Origin of the sequence: Paenibacillus cymbidii (assembly GCF_004764705.1) — a bacterium.
Taxonomy (GTDB): domain Bacteria; phylum Bacillota; class Bacilli; order Paenibacillales; family NBRC-103111; genus Paenibacillus_AN; species Paenibacillus_AN cymbidii.
Map to the genome: position 1 here is coordinate 34032 of NZ_SHLX01000048.1, position 20069 is coordinate 54100.

A 20069-nucleotide genomic window follows, 5' to 3' on the forward strand; every position below is an offset into this window, starting at 1 on the left:
AATCCCCCTCCTTCTGAACATCAGTCGTCTGAATAAAGGTCCGTCGGCCGCTTCGCCGCCAGTGCAACGCGTATGTCTGATTGAAAGTGCTTACAATGTGATCACGTTTTCATCATAGCACGAAAAAATTATTCCATTCAACGTTAAAATGTTTTTATAAATGGCCTGCGATAAATGCCCGCGCGTCAAGCTTTCATGCCCCATTTTCATAAAAACGGGCCGTTTTTTGCCGCATTCTCCGCCTCTTGACCGCAAAATCGGGGCTGTGCTACAGTCGAATTATAAAAACGTTTTTATCAGGGAGCGGCGCCAATGGTCACGATTAAAGACATCGCCCGGGAAGCCGGCGTTTCGATCTCCACCGTTTCGTTCGCCTTCAACGGCACGGCGCCGGTCGCGCCGGAAACGAAGGAACGCATCTTCGAGGTCATCAAGCGGCTCAACTACCAGCCGAATTCGGCCGCACGCGGGCTGGTGACCCGCAAGACGAACAACATCTGTCTGTTTACGCCGAATCCGGGGTCGAACTTCTTCACCTTCTCCGGCAACAGCACATTCACCGATCTGCTGCAGGGGATCGGCGAAGTAATCGACCAGAAGGATTACAACCTGCTGCTGTCGTGGGAAATGCACGGCAACAAGGCCAAGACGCCGAAGCTGCTCAAGCTGCTTCGCGAGCGGGCGATGGACGGCGTGCTGATCTGTTTGCCGGACCACGATTCGAACATCGTCGCCGAACTGCAGGAGCACGGCATGCCGGTTGTTATCGTTGGCAGCAAAGGACAGAACCAGCTGGTCAACGCCGTCGACGTCGACAACTACGAGCTGGCTTATCGCAACACCTCGCATCTGATCGGTCTCGGCCACAAGCGGATTGCCTTCATCGTGCCCGGCCCGCTTGAATACCTCGTCTGCGAGGACCGATACGAAGGCTATCTCGACGCGCTGACCGACAATGGCATCAAGATGCGCGAAGACTATGTACACATCGGCGATTTCGGCGAATCCAGCGGCTACCGCGCCGCCTCGCTGTTCTTCGCCCTGAAGGAGCCGCCGACGGCGGTCATTGCCGGACGCGACGTCCAGGCCGTCGGGGTGATCGAATACGCGCGTTCGACCGGGCTGGAGATTCCGCGCGATCTGGCGCTCGTCAGCTTCGAGAACACGGAGCTTGCCGCCAAGTACGACCTGACGTCCACCACGACGAACCTGCACGAGATCGGCAAGGAAGGGGCGCGGCTGCTGCTGAAGCTGCTTGGCCGCAAGAAGGAGCGTCCGGCGCAGAACATCGTCATCCCGTCGGAGCTCGTCGTGCGCGGCAGCTGCGGCGCGAAGCCGAAGTGAGGGCCTAAGCCTCCCACCAAGTGATATTGGCATAAACGGCAATCGTGCCGGCAACGGACAACGAACCGCTTACGGTAACCGTCAGCGACTGGTTGGGCGGCACGACAATGCCGCCATCGACCGCCAGTTGAAACAAGCCGGGATCGAGCGGAACGGTGGTAAACGCAGCGGCTCCCGAAGGCGCCGCCGTGGCGGAGCGAGCCGTAGCCCCGCTGGCCGTCGGGCTGGACAAGCGGGTATTGAACGGCGTGAGCGGCGAGGAGGAAACGAAGGTGCCGCCTTGCGCCATCGTCATCGTGCCCGTAAACGACGACAGCAGGCTAAGCGCAATGCCGATGCCGCCCAGAACGGAAGAGACGTAAAGATTGACGCCGCTGCCCGACGAGTTCGTGATCTGGAGGGAAGTGGTAACGGAGCCGCTCAGCACAACGAGCAATGAATTCGAGGAGTTCACGGCAAACATTCGTCCGGCCGATGCCGCTCCCGTTGCGGGCGGCGCCACAATGCCCGGGGCGACGAACGTGTTGATGCTTTGGCTATAGACGAAGTTGCCCTGCGAGTTGTAGACGGAATAGTTCGTCAACCTTCGTTCGACCTCCTTCCTTGGGTGTGGGGCGTATCTGCTAGACTTCCCACCAGATGATGGCGAGCGATGCCGTAGCCGCGCCGGGACCGATTGTTACGGAAAACGTCTGGTTGGCGGAAACGACAACGGAACCGCCCAGCGATATGGTATACTGCCCGGCCGTAACAGGCACCGTGAGGAAGCTGGCTGGCGTCCCCCCGAGCGTGCCGGTGTTTTGCCGGGCCGTCGCCGCGCTTGCGTTCGCGCTGCCAAGGCGCATATTGAAGGGCGTCGTCGTGCCGCCCGAGATCGTGCCGCCGGAATACAGCGTCACCGTCGCCGCCGCCGTCCCCCCGCCGCTTACGCTGGAAATATAAAATGTTTTCGTGCCGGCTGACGGGTTGGCGATCTGCTGCAGGATGCTCTGGCCGGCCGAAAGCGCAATGCTGCCGGAGTTCAGGACGAACAGGCTGCCGTTTTTGGCCGCGTCGCTTGCCGGAAGCGCCTCGACTCCGGGGGCGGCATACGTGTTCGTCAGCTGCGTGTAAAGAGGGTTGCCGATATTGTTGTAGACGCTGTAGTTCGTCATCGCGCAGCCGCCTTTCTTCGGTAATGGCTCGGCGCGCGAGGCAGTGCTCGTTCATGCCGGTACGCTATTTTATGTACGAGGCGCGGGAGATGACCGCAACGTTCGTCACGCTTGTTGCCGCAAGCGGCAGATCGGGCGAGCGCTGTTAGTTCCCTTTTCGACGAGGCGCCGGCGACGCTCCTTCCTGCAAATGGCCAGGGTGCCTACAAGATGCGATCGCGAACCGCTTTGTCCGCCGCTTCCTTGAACTTGCCCAGTGCATCGCGGTTCAATTCCACGCCGAGCCCCGGTTTCGTCGGAAGCGGAATTTGACCGTCCGCCATGCCGAAGTCTTCGATGACCAATTCCTTGCGCAACGCGGATTCGCACAGCTCCTTCGGCAGGAACTCGATGAAAGGCACATGCTCGTTGGCCGCAGCCAGATGAATGCCTGCCGAGATGGAGATGCCCGTTTTCCAGATGTGGGGGACAACTTTGCGGCCGCGCGCTTTGGCCATGTCGCATACTTTTTGCGCTTCGAGCAAACCGCCGACGCGTCCGGGATCCGGCTGGACGACGCTGGCCAGGCCGCGGTCCATCAAGTCTTCGAATTCGTAGCGGGTGGCCAGCCATTCGCCGGCGGAAATGGGGATCGGCTGCTCCCTGGCAAGACGCGCGTAACCGTCGAGGTCGTCGGACCAGATCGGGGTTTCGAGGAAATAGATGTCGTACGGCTCCCAGTTCCGAATCGTAGCCAGGCATGCATCGGCATTCGGGAATGCGTACTGCACGTCGACCATCAGCGTAAAGTCGGAACCGACAGCCTGTCGAACCGCTGCCACGACTTCGGTCGTCTGCTCGGGCGTACCGCTCAATCCCTTATGCGAGTAAGGGCCGAACAACGTACATTCCGCTTTCGCCGCGCGGAAGCCGAGTTGTTTGGCTTTGGTTGCCCAACCGGCGAGAGAATTGCGATAAGCGTTAAAGTCGGATACTTCCGGCTGCAGGGAGGCATATGGCGTAATGAAGGAACGGACCGCACCGCCCAGCAATTCGTATACCGGAACGCCGAGCAGCTTGCCTTTCAAGTCGTGCAAGGCCATATCGATGGCGCCCATTGCGTGCAAAACGACTCCACGCCGGCCGTTCATGGCCGAGCCGACGTACAGCTTGTTCCAGATCCGCTCGATGTTGCGCGGATCTTCGCCGATGAGCATGTCGGACAACCCTTGTCCCATGGTGTGCGTGCCGGGAGCCAGAATACAGGCGCGGGCCATCCAGGGGTTCACGTCGCATTCGCCGATTCCGCTGACTCCTTCGTCGGTGTGGATTTCCACCACAAGATTGTCCTGGGCCGAGCTAGTCGCGCTGACGTCGTAGGAAGGCTCGAGCAGGACGTGCACATCGATGCCGATGATACGCAAAATTTCACCACTCCTCGGTTCTAGTTCCAGCAAGCGCCACGTACTATTTCTCCGGATCGTACATATGAACGTCGCGGTCGGGCATCCGGATGCCAAGCAGCTGCAGCCGTTGCTCGGAAGCGTTCTCGTAAGCTTGCCAGGGGAACGACTGATTCATCTCGTAACGCTTCAGCCACCAGTAGCCGAAGTACAAATAAATGCCCCTGCGAAGCCCGGTTTCCGAACGGTTCCGCGCACCCGAATGCCATATGGCGCTATTGATGAAGATCGCGCTTCCTGCCGGCACCTCCACGGCTATTTCCCCTTCAAGCGGAACGTTCTTCCGGTCGGACGGGGGCAGTTGTTCGCCCATGTGGCTGCGGGGCACGACCCGTGTCGGTCCTTTCTCTTCCGTAATGTCGTCGATGAACAGAATCGTGTTGATGGACAAAGGCCGGTCGCCCGGGAACACAAAATCGCGATGCCACATTCGTTCGGGAAACTTGCTGCCCGGGGCTTGTCGCAACAAATCGTATTGCAACAACTGAACCTGATTGCCAAAAATCGCTTTGTGGCGGTCCAATATCGGCGGGTGCTCGATCAAGTCTCTGAACACGCCGTACTTGAGCAGCTTATGCTGATTGCACGGCGCCCCTTCGTTTGCCCATGCGGTATCGAACGCATCCTGCACCCGCTGCAAATGTTCCCCTTCGATAATGTTGGGAACGACGAGATAACCTTGTTCGAGGAAAAATCGTTTTTCTTCCGGGGTAAACAAATTTGCCGCCTCACTTTTTGTTATATTTTATAATTGTATACATTTATAATTTCTACATTTTTATTATAGACAGCCGCCTATGCCCTGTCAATGAACCCCCGGTTTTGCGCGAAAAAAATACGGCCAACGATGGGCCGTATGTTATCGGGTCGATTCGTCTGGCGCGGGAAGCACGATTTCGTCGATATGGGCAAGCAGCTTCTGCTCCGCCAATTCATAATCGCGGCTCCTCATGCAGCGCAGCAGTTCTTCGTGGGCCGCAACGACATGATCCAGCTTTCCTTCCAGCACCCGGGCCGAAGCAAAAAAGTACATGCGCATTCGGTTCGAAATGCTTGACCAGATGGAAGCCACGCTCTTCATATCGCCGCTGTCGAATAAACATTCGTGAAACTTGATGTCCGCATCGGCGTACTTCTCCAAATTGGTTTCCTTAATCGCCCATTCCATCGTTCGAATCTGATACTCCAGGTAAGCAAACTGCTCCTCGGTTGCCCGATCGATAAAATGCCGGAGAGCGTAAGTCTCCAGAATTCGGCGAATCGGCAAAAAGATATGCACGATTTCCCGATAGTCAAGCTCGGCCACAATATTGTTTTTATAAGGGCCGCTTTCGATAAATCCTTCCTGTTCCAACAAAAGCAGCGCTTCACGAACCGGAATTCTGCTGATGCCCATCGTTTCGGCAATTTCCACTTCTTTCAGCCGATCGCCGGGCTTCAGCTTGCCCGTAATGATCATTTTCATAATTTCATCCTTGGCAATGCCGCCAAGCGACGATTTTTGCAGTTTTTGCATCGGAACGACCACTTTCATCTGCGTAATATTGTATACATTTATACAATATCATAGAGCGATTCGCAATTTCAAGTTGTTCTTCAATGACAGACAAGCCCCGGGAGGGCCGCAACAGCCCGCAACACGATCGGGATCGGAAAAAAGCAGCCGTACCAAACAGGCCCCCTCCAAAATAAGCAACAAAAAATGGCCTATCCGTCGGTTGTGTAGCAGCACGACAAAAATAGCCAGTGAACACACTGGCTATTCCGATCAAATCGCCGCAAAATCGTCCATTCCGGCAAAATAGCCAGTGAAATCGCTGGCTATTTCCTTGCTGCCCGCCACAATGGGCCTAATAGGCAATAAAACACGGCCTATTTCCACAAACAAACGTTGCCGGCCTTCCCGTCCGCAGCAAGGCCGGACCGGCGCCGCTCTACGCACGGCATACTTGCTTCCGGCATGGAACGCCCAGCTTTAGCGCGATGTCGGTGTCGGTTCCTTGTCGTCCGGTCCCGGCCCCTTCGCCTGGCCGTTCCGCCAAGGGCACCCAGACGACCAAATCGCGGATCGCAACGCTGCCGCTTACCGCGGCTTCGCCGTGCTCATCGATGTCCGTTACGTTCGCCGAACGCCGCGCCCTCGTCCAGTCGTTGATTTCCGCCGCTGTCCAGAACGCGAAGCCGCGCGATTGAGCCGTCTCGATATATTGACAGAACAATTGTCTCACATGATCGTTGTAATGCAAATGGTACTGATGAAATAAGATGTGGGCAACACCCTCCACCCGCTCGACTCCGCTCAGAATCGGATTCGCGATGCTGGCGTCGGCCCACGTGCCGGTCCCCATGTCCGAAGAGAAAAAAGGCAGCTCCAGCACGCGGAACGTCCGGTTGCGGGCCGTATGCCAGGCGATGGGCACGAATGCATGGCAGGTGCCGAAGAGGAAGCCGACATTGCCCCGTTTGCTCGATCCTCTCGTCTGGTCCATCTCGATGCCGTTGTTGTCGCACCATTCGTACAGCTCGTTCCAGCCTTCCATCCGCGTGTAGTGGTTTTTGTTCGTCACGACCCGCTCCAGCCCCATCGCCTGCTTCATGACGGCCAGCTGCCGGCCGAATTCGCCCGCTCCCCATTTGCCGCCATCCTTCTCCAGCGCATTGTAATGGAAAGCCAGCTCGTGCCCGGCCTGCTTGACCTTGTCGTAGATCGCCGGACTGTAGCCCGGTTCGATCATGCACCAGGTCGTGCGGACACCGCACTCGGCCAGCACCCGAAGCGTCGTTTCCGCCTGTTCGTCCTCGTTCGTGTCGCTGTCGTGCGATACGGTCGCCACCTTCGCCACCCCGTCGGGCCAGAAGCCGACAACGGCAGCGCCAGCCCCCGCGAGTAGGCGCAGCGGACGAGATGACCGGCAAGCGCTTCTTTCCACAAATCCGCATACGGATAAGCAAAATACGGCATGTCCGTCTCCGTCGTCAACCGGTCGTATTTCCAGTCGAGCTCGCTGCTGTCATCCGCCTTGAGAATACCGTCGTCGACTTGCGCGGAGCCGTCCGGAGCCGGGATGCCGTCCTCCAATATCGGCTTGGTGCCTTGCTGCAGCCCAAGGATCGTGTACAGAATATCGACCGCCCACCGCTCCACGCTTCCGCCGCCGACGGCGAAGCGCAGCAGCGCCTCCGCTGCGATCGCGCCGCCCGGCTTCCTGTCGTGCAGCGCGCCGAAGCGCTCCGGACTCCCGCTTCCCGCCCCGGCCGGCGTCCACGGCACCGCACGCAAATAACGAAGCGGCGGCTCCTCCTCCAGACAAGGAAGCGAAGCGGCATAACCGCTGCCTGTCTCCGACGCTTCGGCGCATTGCAGCTTGCCGGCAAGTCCTCGCAAGCCGGCATAGGAGACGAGCACGCCGCCCGCTTCGGCGTATTTCCAGAGCAGCTCCGCCGTCTGCAGATCGTTGCCCGCATGCGGACAACCACGATATCGTATCCCCCCGCTGCCAGTGCGGCCGGATCGGCGACCGCTTCGAACGGAATGCCGTAATGCCGCAGGATTTCACCTGCATACGCGCCGAATACGTTCAAACCATAAGCCCAATGTTGTTGTGCCGACTGCTCATGCATCAGTACGGCGACTCGCGCCATTCGCATGTCGATTGCTCCTTTTCTTGATATGCCTCAGCACCATGCGGTTGCGCCGCTCAGCCATTCAGCCGTTCGAGCTCGACCACAGCTGCCCCGCAGCCAGCACGATGCGCACTGCCGCTTCGGCAGCGCCGGATGCGCCGGCAACTCCGCTCCCCGTGTCGACGCTCCCCATCGGCGCCGATAGGAAGCGCAGCCCCAGCGCAACCGGCCGGTCTGCACGGTTCGCTATATGGACAACGCCGGAACCGACGGTAATCGTTACATCCGTTTCCTCCGCACCGTCCAGTTCCAGCGTGCAGCGCACCGGCTTGTAACCGCTTTGGGCGCCGGGCAGCTCGCCGCTCCAGCGCAGGCAACCGCCTTCGATCCGATAATGCCCTTCGGCAAGCCGCACTTGCGTTCCGTAGCTTGCGCTGCGCCCGGACCATACCGCCAGCGGGATTCCAGTTGGCATAAACGAGATAATCCGGCAGTTCCATCAGCACAATACCGTCGGCAGCAACTTCATAATACTTGACAAGAGGCACCCACCTTGCCGTTTCCTCGCGGGAGCGATTCGGCTGCGTACATTCACCCGCGCGGAATGTCCGCGGCGTTCCGGCGTTCAGCGTGAGGATATCCTCCACGCCTTTCCACTTCTTGTACTCATGTTTGTTGCGGTAGACGATTCCTTGCGAGCCGGACAAAACGTAGCCGATCATGTCGTCGACATTGACGCCGGCGGCCGGCGTACAGCAGACAGTCCGGAATCGGCTCGCCCATCATCGCGAACAGAATGGCGGAAAACCCGCGCAAATGCATGCCGGCCTTAATATAGGTCGGATGCACAAAAGCGTGATTTTCGGTCGTATAGTCCGGATGGAACGTTGTTGTGCGGAAGATGTCGCCGCGATGGCGCTTGTCTTCCGGCAATGTCGCCGTGTTGCAGGCCCACTTCGTAAAGCCCGTGAGCCAGCGTTCGCGGTGCCGATGATCCGGCAGCAAGCAACAGGCGGCGCCGATGCCCGCCGACGTCCAGGCGTTCTCTTCGCACTGCGTGTCGACATACACGCCGTTGCGCGGTTCTTCCCCCGACCAGCGGTCCGCGTACCAGACCAGCACGCCCGCGACAAGCGACCGCGTCTCTTCGTCAAGCCGCTCCCACAGCAGCCATGCGGCCAGCGCATAATAAGCGATCGAAGCCCCTGTTTGGCTGGCCATCGTGCGTGAAGCCCAAATAGCGGATTGCCCCGATTGCACGCTCCCTGGCGACAGCGCGGGGGACGCCGGCAACCGTTTCGTCGTAATCGCCAAGCGTGGCGGCGATCGCCATAACGAGGCAAGCCGTCGACGTTTCCATGCCGTACCAGTATGCGCCGCCAAAAAAATGGCCGCAGTTCGGGCGCCCGTCCCACGGTTGATACGATTCGTTCGCAAACTTCATCTATTTCTGCATGACATGGAATAATCGACGGGAAGTTTCGCTCTCCTTCGCCCGCTCCCATTTGATTCCCGGTGCGTTCATTCTGCCATCTCCTTCTTCATCTTCAACTCCGCCCAGGCTTCCGTCCAGGCGTTCGTCAACACGAACGAATCGCCGGGCTTCACATCTACAAGCACCTCCACGCCTTCATGCAGGAGCGACGATTTGCCGGCAAGCTCGCGCTTCTTCACGGCAAACGGCGAATCCGCGTTCATGCAGATGAGCGTGACGTCCGTCTGAAACTGCAGCATACGACCGGAGAGGTGAGGGTCCCGGATATAATAGGCGGACGGTTTCGCGTAATCCGGCGAATCGATCAAGGCAACGCGCCCGGCGAACGCCGCTTCGGAAGCATCACGACCGAATGCGACATCTGCCGCAGCGGCGAGCTCGACGTCGATCGTCCGGGCGGCGATGTCCACCCGCCGCACCGTTCCCCGCAGCGCAGCCGCCTCGCGACGCTGCCGTACGCCCGGAGCGTCGATCGTCGTGAAACGAAGCGCCTCGGCATGAACGATAGTATCGCCGCGATAGCGCAGCAGCAGCGCCTTCGCATCGGTGCGGTACAGCCGGCCGCGGCTGTCGGCGAACGTAACCGGCGCCTCGTCCATGCCGTATACGGAGGCGACGATATCGACGTGGCCGTCGGCGAACACGATTTCCGCGCCGAACGGACGATAGCCGGTTCCTCCGTCGCCCGCGGACGCCGCAATCCGCAGCGGATAAACGCCGGCAAGAAACGGCTCCTGCGCGTAAGGCTCAAGCACCGCGCACAAGGCCGCGGCATGCGTTTCCGGCGAAGCGGCGCCCGCCGCCTCCCACGATTGCCGCCACATGACGAACGGCAGCCAATCCGCTTTGCCCATTTCCTGGAAGCCCATCTCGCCGAGACTGTGGACGATTTCTCGCGGAACTACGCCGTCGCCGGGCACCGTATGCGCCTTAAGTGCCGCATTGTCATCGTACCGGTACGTCCAGCCAACCGGGGCTGACGTCTTCGCCCTTCGCTGCGTACGCATCCAGCCGTAGCCGGGCTGTTCGTAAAGCGGCGCAGCCGCCTCGCCCATCGTGCCGCGCAACGTCCCCTCCAGCTCCTCCCAGCCGTCGTTCGATAAGCCATGAAACGCCAGCCGCTCCGGAGCGAGCATGCCGGCTGTATTGTAGTCGAACGTGCCGCCGCCCGTTGCGTAGTTGAGATCGACAACGTAAGCGTCGTCCCCGTTCGGCGCCGGAACGAGCCAGCACCAGCGCTCGATGCGCGAACCGGGATAAGCGAGCTCGTTCCCGATGCCGGCCGCTTGCAACAGCGTTCCTTCGTAATGGCCCTGCTGCCGCGAGTACGACGCCGCCTGGTTCCGTCCGTCGACAAGCACGACCATACAGGCGGCGGAATGGGTTTCCCAGGCCGATATTTTCGGGCTGATCCAGGTGAACGGATAAGCGCCGACCCCGGCAAGCAGATGGTACCCGTAAGCGCCGATCCACAGCCCAAGCTTGTCGCCGTGCGCGTGCGCCGCCGATGGCAGCCCGTACAGGACGACATGCTTGCGGCTGGCCGCCGATCGTCCCGCGCGCAGGATGCTTGTCTCCGAATCCTGCAGCAGGTACGGCCCGGGCAACGCTCCGCCGGCGGCGGGTGAACGGTATTCCGCGGCATCGCGGGCGGTGGCGAGCAGCAGGAAGGCGTGATTCAGCCCTCCTTCCCCGTGCGTCACCGCACGCAGCCTGCTGCGGGCCAATTCCTCCTCCGAATACAGCGCCAGCAGCGGGCCAATGAGCGGTCTGGCCGCCTCCATCCGGTCCAACGTCGCTTCCAGCGCGGCCGAATACGGCGCCAGCCCTCTTCTGCGCTCCTCGCCGATCGGCGTTTTGTTGTTGTAATACCAGTCGCCGAAAGCGGGAATGAGGCTGCCGCATTTGATCCGGAAGATCATGCGGATTATGGCTTCGATGCCGTACCGATTGTTGATCGCGTTGCCGTAACGGCTGCCGCTCGTCTCCGGACATGCCTGGCGATCGGTCAGCACCTGGCAATACGGCTGTCCCATCAGCATGCCGAACAGAAACTGCCGGTAGGCGCCGACGAGCATGTACCGGACCTGCGGATGCGGGAACCCCGGCGGCGCCAGAAAACCGCTGCCGTCGTCGTCGATCGTCGTCTCTTCGCCCGTCCCGGGATTGCGCACGGTCATGCCCGGCCGCCACCAGACGCCCGTTCGCGGATTGTAGAAGGAATAAGGCCGCTCCAGACATGCCTGCAGCGTGCGGTTGTTGCCGTCGTTCAGCGGATCGCCGAAATATTGCGCCACCGACAGCGCCCGCGGATTGCCGACCGGCACAAACTCGTACAGCTCGTTGTCGCTGCGAGCCGCCCAATAATCGGCTACCGCCACCATTTCCGCTTTCATCGCCCGGCCCCAATCCGTCGTCTCCGCATTGCGGCGGGCCCGCAAGGCGTCCTCCGACTTGATGCGGCCGCTCATGCCGTGCCGCTTGCGGCTTACCCATTCATCAAGCTCCGCGGGGTACGTGCGTTTCTCCCAGCGGGTCGGCAAGCTCCGGCTGTCCGCGTCCGCCGCCGTCACCGCATCGGCAATCGCCGCTTCGTCGAGGCCGCGCGCGAACAGCAGATCGCCCAGCCCCTGCTCGTATTGTACGGCGTCGTGCGGCAGCCCCGACCACTTGACGATGTCGGTATCGCTCAAGCCGGCCGTCTGGCGGTACAGGTTGAAGCCGATCCAGCGCCGTGCCGTCGCAAAGCTCGCATCCGATACGCCGATCGCGGCAAGAGGCAGCGCAAGCCGCAGCCGCAGCGTTCCGTCTGCCATGGACGCCTCCGCCAGCGAGCCAGGCGGAAACGGCTCCGGCTCGTATTCGTACCCGAACCGTTCGTATACGAACGCCCCGCCGGCCTCCGGCCGCCCGCTCCAACGGATGCGACGGAAATTGTGCGGCTTCCTGCCATGATGCGCCGGATCGAACAGCAGCACCGCCTGCTCGTCGCCGCGTTCGCCGAATGTGCCGCAATCGATTTCGAAGACGACGCTGCCGCCGTCGGTACAGACCGACAGCTTCGTGGGCACGGCAGCCGCATCAAACGAATGTGCGTATGTAAACGATTCTGTCGTTGCCGGCCAGCCGGCCTCTCCTCGCTCATGAACGCAGAAGACGGGATAAAGCGTCGATTTTGCCGTCATCGTGGTCCTCCCCCGAAACCAAAATTGTTTCTCTTTCCTCTCCGTCGCCAGGGCAACGTTTGCCGTCCGACGCGAGCCGATCATTTTCGATCATAAGGAACATTCCACCGCCGCGAAAGATCATAAAATAAACATTATATCGGTTTCTATACCAGTTTTGCCGCAGCGGCAGCGGGGGCGCCAGGCGCTATAGACAGCGGGAAAGCGGTGTCATATGATAGCCTTATCGCAAGCAAGATCAGACAGGGGCATCCGCCATCATGCGCAAAAACACCTTCTACAAAATGAACCTCGTCATTTTTTTGCTGCTCATTCCGATTAATGCCGTCTACTGGTACTCCAATCAAGTAAGCGTCAACGTCGTGTCGGAATCGATGCAAAGCGCCAATTTGAACAAGGTCGTTTTTTTTCAGGCGCAGTTGGAAAATAACGTGAATCAGATGGCCAAATTTTTGATTACGCTCAGTCGCGACCCCAATGTCAAATCGCTGCAAAACTTGCAGCAGATGTCCCCTTTCGAGCAGAGCGTGCTGCTCAAAACCGTGTCGGAGAAGCTTAGCCTGCAGAGCGTGGCGAGCAATTTCAACAACAGCCTCATGCTGTACTTGCCGCGCACCGGCGAGAAGATCGGCGCGGGCAACGACGGCGAGGAAAGCGATCCGCTCGCATACGTTCCTTCCGAAGACTGGTACTATCGCAAGACGGCGATCAACCGGAACGCTTACGAGTTCGTCAAATACATCTACGAGCCGTACCTGGCCGGAGACAAGAACGGCGTTCCCGAAATTGTGCTGGAAATGAGGTTCTCGCCGGACAATATCGTCAACATGCTGAACGACTACAAGCTTGGCGGCAAAGGCGATCCTTTCTTTTACCATCCCGACTATCCGCTGATTGTGAATCGGACGGCCGAACGGCCGATCATCGAGCCGATCGCCGCCGAACTGCGCGAGCTGCCGCTCGGTCCGACAGGGAACCGCATCATGACCTTGCAGGACGGCAAATATTTGGTCAACTACGCGGAATCCAAAAGCCTTGGCTGGTACCTGGTCGACTACACCCCGCTCGACGAGGTGCTTTCGCCGATTACGCGCAGCCGCAACCTGTTCTACGTCTCCATCCTGCTGCTGCTTATTACCGGCTTGTCCGCTTCCTTCCTGCTTTACCGCAATGTGCAGCTTCCGCTCAAGCATCTCATTCGCGGCGTGCAGCAGCTGAAGTACGGCAACTACGCGGCCCGCATTCGCTACAGAAGCAACAACGAATTCGATTATTTGAACAAGCAGTTTAACGAAATGGCCGGCGAAATCGAGGACCTGATCGAAAAAGTATACAAAGAGAAGCTGTATTCCCGGGAAGCGACGCTCAAGCAGCTGCAGTCGCAGATCAATCCCCATTTTCTGTACAACTGCTTGTTCTTCGTGCAAAATATGGCGCGTTCCGGCGACGTCGAAGCCGTGGAGGCGATGGCGCTCAACCTGGCCTCCTATTTCCGCTATACGACGAGGCTGGAAAATCAACTGGCGACCGTACGCGAGGAAATCGAGCTGGTCGGCCAATACTTGACGATCCAGAACTTGCGAAACAAGCGAATGCGCTTCGAGATTGCCGTTCCGGAAGCGATGATGACGCTTGCCGTTCCCCGGCTGCTGCTGCAGCCGATTGTCGAAAACTCGGTGCTGCACGGCATCGAGCCCAAACCGGGCCCGTCGCTCATTCGCATTTACGGCGAACAGGACGGAGACGAATGCCGCCTGATCGTCGAAGACGACGGCGTCGGCATATCGGATGCGAAGCTGACCGCACTAAGGCAGCAGCTGCTGCAGGCGACGCAGGATGGAATCGGCTGCGCGCTCTGGAACGTGCATTGGCGGCTCGTTCACCGTTTCGGCGGCGAGTCCGGCCTGGAGCTGGCACATGCCGAACCGCGGGGAGTACGCGTCTTGCTGCGTTGGATGAAGGGAGAGAACGAATGATGCAACTGTTGATCGTAGATGACGAGGAGTCGGTTGTCGATAGTTTGGCGGGCAACATCCCCTGGTCCGAGCATGGCTTCGAAACGGTGCACCGGGCGCTGTCCGGCGAAGAAGCGCTGCGCATCGTCGCCGCCGAGCCGATCGACGTCGTCGTCAGCGACATCCGCATGCCGGGCATGGACGGCGTGGCGCTGATCGGACGGATCCGGGAGCTGTCCCGGCGGACCAAATGCCTGCTGCTTACCGGGTATGCCGACTTCGCTTATGCGCAGGAAGCGATTCGGAGCGGCGCCTTCAACTATTTGCTCAAGCCGGTTCATTATGACGAGCTTGTCCAGGCCGTGGCGGGGGCACAGGAGGCGATCCGCAAGGAATGGGAGGAAATCAGCTCGCATCATCGCGCCGTACAGGCATTAAACGAACACCTGCCCACGCTCCGCGAGAAGCTGCTGCTGGATTTGCTGCGGGGGCGCAAGACGGCGGTCGCCAACCTGGATCGCAACACGCAGCTGCTGCACATTCCGTTCGCACCCGGCGACCGGTTCAGCATCATGCTGGTCCGGTTGGAGGAACCTTTTGCCCGCTACGATCCGGACCACCTGACACTGATCGAATACGCGGTCGCCAATATCGCGGAGGAGCTGCTGCAGGACCGTTTCTCCCTGTGGCATGCGAAGGACGACCACGATTACCTCGTGTTTGCGCTGAAATGGCAGGAGCCGCTGAGCGTAACGCAGCTGCAGCATGTCGAGCAGAAAGCCATGCAGCTGCAAACGTGCGTGCTGGACTATTTAAAAGGGGAAATTTCCGTGGCGCTCAGCTTGGGCGGCATGTTCCCGGACGACATCCTGACGCTGTACGGGACAGCGGTCGCCGGCTTAAGCCGGCGGGCAGGCAGTACGGGCGGCATGATCGTCATGACGGACGGCGGGGAGGCGGATCGCAACGAAATCGTTTATTTGCGCCAGCTGTACGAGCCGCCGACGCTGCTCCATCTGATCGAAGCCGGCCGGTTCGACGAAGCCAAACGGAAGCTCGAGCAAATAGGCGGGGAATTGCTTGCGGGCGGTCTGCAGCAATCGACCGAACACCTGTCGGAGGTGTTCTTCGTCTGCTCCGCTTCGTTCTTAAGCGGCGCTCATCGCCTCGGCTATCGTCTGTCCGACCTCGCCGACGGCGGCGAAGCGTTGCGGCCCGCCGGCAAAACGCCGTTCGTTCATCTGGGTCCGCTGCAGATTTGGGCGAACAAGATGCTGGAAACGATGCAGCTGCGCAACGATTCCGAAATCAAACATTCCCGCGCGTCGCTGGCCGACCGGGTGCGCGCATTCGTCGAGGACAATCTGTTCGCGGATGTGTCGCTGCAGGCGATTGCCGGGGCCATCTATTTGAACCCGGTTTACGTATCGAAGGTGTTCAAGCTGGAGACGGGGGAGAAGCTCGGGAACTACATTTATAAGCGGAAAATGGAGAAGGCGGCGCAGCTGATCCAGAGCAGCGACAAAAAAGTGTACGAGATCGCCGAATTGCTCGGTTACCATCACACGCCTCACTTCATCCAGCTGTTTCGCAAGCATTACGGCGTCACCCCGCAGGAGTACCGCAAGCTGTAGTGGGATATCCGGGCAAATCGGGCAAGGCAAGCGGCGCCGCAACGCGCGCTTGCCTTGTTATTCCTTTACGGCGCCGAGCACGATGCCCTTCACGAAGAAACGCTGCAGGAACGGGTAAACGAGCAGAATCGGCAGCGAGCCGATAAAAATTTGCGCCGCTTTCACCGTACGGTTGGACAGTTCCTCCATATCTTCCGGGCGGATGTTCGTTCGCGTAAAGTCCATCTGCACGATGATCGTCTGCAGGAAGGTGGCGAGCGGGTATTTGTCCGCTTTGGTCAAATAAATCAGCCCGTCGAACCAGGAGTTCCAGTGCCCCACCATCGTAAACAACGACATGGTGGCAATCGCCGGCAGCGACAGCGGCAGGAAAATTTGGAACAACGAACGGAAATAGCCCGCCCCGTCGATGAACGCCGCCTCCTCCAGCTCCTTCGGCACGCCGCGAAAAAAATTCAGCAGCAGCACCAGGTTCCATACACTGACGAGCCCGGGCAAAATAAGCACCCAGAACGAGTTGATCAACCCCAGCTTCTGGATGACCAGATAGGTCGGAATCAGCCCGCCGTTAAACAGCAGCGTAATGAGGAAGTACCACGTATATACATTGCGCCCGCGCAGGATATGGGATTCCTTGGACAAAGAAAACGCGGCGATCGTCGTAAAAAACATGCTGCACACCGTTCCGATGGCCGTACGCTTGACGGCGACAAGCACCGATTGCAGAAAATGGCTGTTCTCGATCGTCAGCTTGTAGGCGCTGGTCGTAAAGTCGATCGGCCATAAATTGACCAGATTCGCGGTAGCCGCGTCCTTGCCGCTCAAGGAGACGGCGAGAACGTGCACCAGCGGGAGCAAACAGGCCAATCCGATCGCAGCCAGAAACGTATAATTAAACAGCGAGAACAGCCGGTACGCGCTTGATCTGTGGTGCACGTTCTCTGTTCCCTCCCAAGTGGTCAAAATATGCGATAGTTGGCGAGCCGGTAAGCAAGCTGATAGGAGCATACGATCATCACCATGCCTACTACCGATTTAAATAGGCCGACGGCGGTGGCGAAGCTGAAATTGCCGCTGACGAGCCCCGTCCGGTAAACGAACGTGTCGATAATGTCGCCCTTGCTGTATACCAGCGGGTTGTACAGGTTGAAGATTTGGTCAAATCCGGCATTCAGGATGTTGCCCAGCTGCAGCGTGATCACAACGACGCAGATCGGCAGGATCGAAGGCAGCGTGATGTACAGCGTTTGTTTCCAGCGGGCGGCGCCGTCCACCTCGGCCGATTCGTACAGCGCCGGGTTGATGCCCGCCAGTGCGGCGAGAAACACAATCGTGCCGTAGCCGAATTCCTTCCAGATGTCGCTCAGGATGATCGTGAAGCGGAACCAATCGCCATTGGCAAGAAACAAGATCGGCTTGACGCCGAACAGGAAATGCAGCGTGCGATTGACCAAACCGCCTTCAATCGACAGCATGTCGATCAGGATGCCGCCGAGAATAACCCAGGACAGGAAGTGCGGCAAATAAACGAACGTTTGAATGCTGCGCTTGAACACCGCCTTGCGCACTTCGTTCAGCAGCAGCGAAAATACGATGCTGGCGAGCGTCGTAAACACGATTTTCATCGAGGCGATGAGAAACGTATTGACGATGACCTGTTTGCTGTCGCGGTACATGAACATGAAGCGGAAATGCTCGAGACCGACCCATTCCGACTTCGTCAATCCGAGCCACGGCTCGAAGTTCTGGAACGACATGACGATTCCGGCAATCGGAATGTAGTGAAAGACGAACGTGCAGACAACGGCCGGCAGGAGCAGGGCGTGAAGCGGCCATGTCCGTTTGAATTTGAAACCTCGGCTTGCAGCAGCCTTCACTTGTTGACCTCCCCCAACGCTTTGCTTCGGCTCGGCACAAAACCGCGGAATCCGGCGCTGAAGGAGCCGCCGGACCTCGCAGACCGATTATTTTGCGCCGGAAGATTTGTACCACTCGTTCACTTCGTTCGTGATTTCGTCGCCGCCCGTCGCTTTCCAGTCTTTGACGAACGCATCGAAAGAGTCGATCGACGCATCGCCGAACACAATTTTCAGCAGCGATTCCTGCTTCATCTTGTTCAGCAGCTCCAGCTTCGATTTCATCGTTTTCGTCGGCGCGCCGATAAATACGTTTACTTTGGAAAGCTCCTTCTGCTCGTCGATGATGCCGTACCCTCTTACCTGCGCTTCCGGATGATCCTTGTAGAGCAATTCGTTCGGCGTCGTCAGCGTTTCGCCTTTGTACCGCTTGATCATCGGATCGACGCTGGCGGACGGAATAAGCGGCATCTCCCAGGTAAGGAAATATTTCTTGACGTCGATTGCCCCGCCGGGGATTTTCGCCGCGTCGCGCGACGGTTTTCCGTCCACCATCGCCCAATCGTAGCCTTCGTACCAGCCGTTCTCGAACTCGCTGCCCTTCTGCGGCAGCGCGCCGTAATCGTACATATAGTTCTGGTAGACGAAGAAAGCGTCAAGCGCTTCCGGCTTGATGTTTTTGTTGAGCAGCAAGGCGGCTCCGGTGACGTCCGTGCCGTGCCGCGCGGCTTTGCCGTCCGGACCGATCGGAATTTTGTACGCCTTCATCTCCGCGCCCGGAACGTTTTTGAGCAAGCTGGGGAAAGGAGACCACGGCAGCCATTGCGGACCGGCGATGATGCCGATCCGGCCTTGCGTCAGCAGCTCATTAGTTTTGGCGTTGTCGATAAGCGTCGCTTCCAGCGGCATCCATCCTTTTTTAATCCATTGCTGCAGCTTGGCCAGGCCTTGCTTCATCTCCGGCTGGATCGAGCCGTAAGCGATTTTGCCATCCGCCATCTTGTTCCACTGGTCGGGCACAACGCCGAATGCGCCGAACAGCCAGCTGATGTCTCCTGCGCTGCCTTGGAAAGAACCTTTGATATTGGCGCCTAGTCCATACGTATCGTTCTTGCCGTTGCCGTCCGGGTCCTGGGTGGTGAACGCATCCATCACCTTCTCCAGCTCGTCGATCGTGGTCGGCGCCTTCAGGTTCAGCTTCTTCAGCCAGTCCTCGCGAATCCAGATCACCGGATCGCTGCCATAACCGTAGCCGAGCGTAGGAATGCCGTACCGTTTGCCGTCCTTGCTGAACGCATTCCACGCGTAAGGCACTTCCTGCATCGCTTTTTTCCACGAAGCGGAAGCCTTCTTCTCGAACACGTCGCCCACGTCCATGAACTGTCCCGACGAGATCAGATCCTGCACCAGCACGCGATCGGTTACCATCAGCACGTCAGGCATCGTTTCTTTCGCCGAAAGCGCGAGGCGCAGCTTCGTTTCGTACGCGTTATTCGCGCTGGGGACGACCCAGAGATGCTTGATGTCGATGCCCAATTTTTCTTTGGCCCACTTGGTGTGCACATTGTTCTCGATCGTTTCGCCGTCGCGGAACTTGACGACCGGCTCCAGGCCGCGCACCGTCGTCAGCGTGACCGGCGGGTCGAACTTGCCGTTCTTCATGCCGGGACTGCCGCTTGGCGCCATCGATGCCGCCGGCGTCGATGAAGGCGCTTTCGATGCCGCCGCCGAATCAGCCGGTTTGGCCGAACCGCTGTCCTTCGAGCTGCAGGCCGCTATCGTACCGACAGTCAGCAATGTCGCAAGCGTTGCGGCAAATCCTTTGGTAACCCTGCCCCTTTGCATATATTTCCTCCTCCACTTGAATCGCGCGATCTTGCGTCGACACTCTGATCATAATGGAGATCGGACAGCCGTTAAAGATCATAATATCAATTTCATATCAGTTTCTATACCAGTTTCATTTGGCGGTATTTTGGCAGATTAATCGGCGGCTTGGGGCCGGTAGGCATGGTGAAAACCGTCCCGCTCGTTGTTATACGAATCGGGACGGTTCTTTCGTGCTCCAGCTCCGTTGCCGAAACGTGAGCACTGGATTATCTTGAACAACAGCCTCGCAGCGGAGCTTTGGCGGGCGGATTCTCCTGCACGGCGCCCGTTCGCCATCGGGAGGGATCAAGAAGCTTCTTCCTTCCTACTACGGCGGCGTTCTAACGGTTCGTAATGAGCTTATTCGGTCATTTCGGACGATTTTCTGGCGCTAAACATTCCTGTAGGCGCCAAGATACGGCCTTGGACAAAAAACAGGAGCGCCTCGTATGATGGGGGTGTGACGGGTCAATAGCCCTAAAACCCACCAAGGAGGCGCTTACCCTGAATT

At 58.9% G+C, this 20069-nt stretch carries 16 protein-coding genes; 3 read left to right on the forward strand and 13 right to left on the reverse strand.

The features are described from left to right. The first annotated feature begins 312 nt into the window (after positions 1–312). Positions 313–1344: a LacI family DNA-binding transcriptional regulator gene (locus tag EXY20_RS36275; protein ID WP_135557321.1), complete on the forward strand. Its 1032-nt coding sequence runs from the start codon at positions 313–315 to the stop codon at positions 1342–1344. A gap of 4 nt (positions 1345–1348) precedes the next feature. On the opposite strand, the gene EXY20_RS36280 is transcribed toward EXY20_RS36275, so the two are convergent. From EXY20_RS36280 to EXY20_RS36325, 10 genes are all read right to left on the reverse strand, one after another. Beyond that, a complete protein-coding gene (locus tag EXY20_RS36280; RefSeq protein WP_135557322.1) occupies positions 1349–1927 on the reverse strand; it encodes a hypothetical protein in 579 nt (192 codons plus the stop codon). A gap of 40 nt (positions 1928–1967) precedes the next feature. Continuing rightward, complete coding sequence (locus EXY20_RS36285) at positions 1968–2498, reverse strand: hypothetical protein (RefSeq protein WP_135557323.1); 531 nt, start codon at positions 2496–2498, stop codon at positions 1968–1970. A 203-nt stretch (positions 2499–2701) separates the two neighbouring features. Further along, entirely contained in the window at positions 2702–3901 is a 1200-nt protein-coding gene (locus EXY20_RS36290; RefSeq protein WP_135557324.1) for a mandelate racemase/muconate lactonizing enzyme family protein, read from the reverse strand. Positions 3902–3944: 43 nt separating this feature from the next. Continuing rightward, positions 3945–4658, reverse strand: a complete 714-nt coding sequence (locus EXY20_RS36295; RefSeq protein ID WP_167859768.1) for a phytanoyl-CoA dioxygenase family protein — start codon at positions 4656–4658, stop codon at positions 3945–3947. Between the two features lie 141 nt (positions 4659–4799). Further along, positions 4800–5456 carry a GntR family transcriptional regulator gene (locus EXY20_RS36300; RefSeq protein WP_167859769.1) on the reverse strand — a complete coding sequence of 219 codons (657 nt, stop codon included), beginning with the start codon at positions 5454–5456 and terminating at the stop codon, positions 4800–4802. A gap of 418 nt (positions 5457–5874) precedes the next feature. Beyond that, positions 5875–6774: a polysaccharide deacetylase family protein gene (locus tag EXY20_RS36305; RefSeq protein WP_135557327.1), complete on the reverse strand. Its 900-nt coding sequence runs from the start codon at positions 6772–6774 to the stop codon at positions 5875–5877. After that, a complete protein-coding gene (locus EXY20_RS36310) occupies positions 6672–7346 on the reverse strand; it encodes a hypothetical protein (protein WP_135557328.1) in 675 nt (224 codons plus the stop codon). The genes EXY20_RS36305 and EXY20_RS36310 overlap by 103 nt, the downstream gene beginning before the upstream one ends. 300 nt (positions 7347–7646) lie before the next feature. Beyond that, positions 7647–8039 (reverse strand): hypothetical protein, encoded by a 393-nt coding sequence (locus EXY20_RS36315; protein ID WP_135557329.1) that lies wholly within the window; start codon positions 8037–8039, stop codon positions 7647–7649. 191 nt (positions 8040–8230) lie between these two features. Next, positions 8231–8785, reverse strand: coding sequence for a hypothetical protein (locus EXY20_RS36320; RefSeq protein ID WP_135557330.1), 555 nt, complete (start codon positions 8783–8785; stop codon positions 8231–8233). 300 nt (positions 8786–9085) lie between these two features. Then, on the reverse strand, positions 9086–12244 hold the full coding sequence (locus EXY20_RS36325) for a hypothetical protein (RefSeq protein ID WP_135557331.1): 3159 nt from the start codon (positions 12242–12244) through the stop codon (positions 9086–9088). A 260-nt stretch (positions 12245–12504) separates the two neighbouring features. On the opposite strand from EXY20_RS36325, the gene EXY20_RS36330 reads away from it, so the two are divergent. Both EXY20_RS36330 and EXY20_RS36335 read left to right on the forward strand, forming a co-directional pair. After that, positions 12505–14220: a sensor histidine kinase gene (locus tag EXY20_RS36330; RefSeq protein ID WP_135557332.1), complete on the forward strand. Its 1716-nt coding sequence runs from the start codon at positions 12505–12507 to the stop codon at positions 14218–14220. Next, on the forward strand, positions 14217–15833 hold the full coding sequence (locus tag EXY20_RS36335; RefSeq protein WP_167859770.1) for a response regulator: 1617 nt from the start codon (positions 14217–14219) through the stop codon (positions 15831–15833). The genes EXY20_RS36330 and EXY20_RS36335 overlap by 4 nt, the downstream gene beginning before the upstream one ends. 57 nt (positions 15834–15890) lie before the next feature. On the opposite strand, the gene EXY20_RS36340 is transcribed toward EXY20_RS36335, so the two are convergent. The 3 genes from EXY20_RS36340 to EXY20_RS36350 form a co-directional block, all read right to left on the reverse strand. Then, the gene (locus EXY20_RS36340; protein ID WP_135557334.1) at positions 15891–16769 is read right to left on the reverse strand and encodes a carbohydrate ABC transporter permease; all 879 of its coding nucleotides are present in this window, start codon (positions 16767–16769) and stop codon (positions 15891–15893) included. A 23-nt stretch (positions 16770–16792) separates the two neighbouring features. Continuing rightward, entirely contained in the window at positions 16793–17710 is a 918-nt protein-coding gene (locus EXY20_RS36345; RefSeq protein ID WP_235886373.1) for an ABC transporter permease, read from the reverse strand. A gap of 87 nt (positions 17711–17797) precedes the next feature. Then, the gene (locus EXY20_RS36350) at positions 17798–19534 is read right to left on the reverse strand and encodes an extracellular solute-binding protein (protein WP_135557335.1); all 1737 of its coding nucleotides are present in this window, start codon (positions 19532–19534) and stop codon (positions 17798–17800) included. Positions 19535–20069 lie beyond the last annotated feature (535 nt).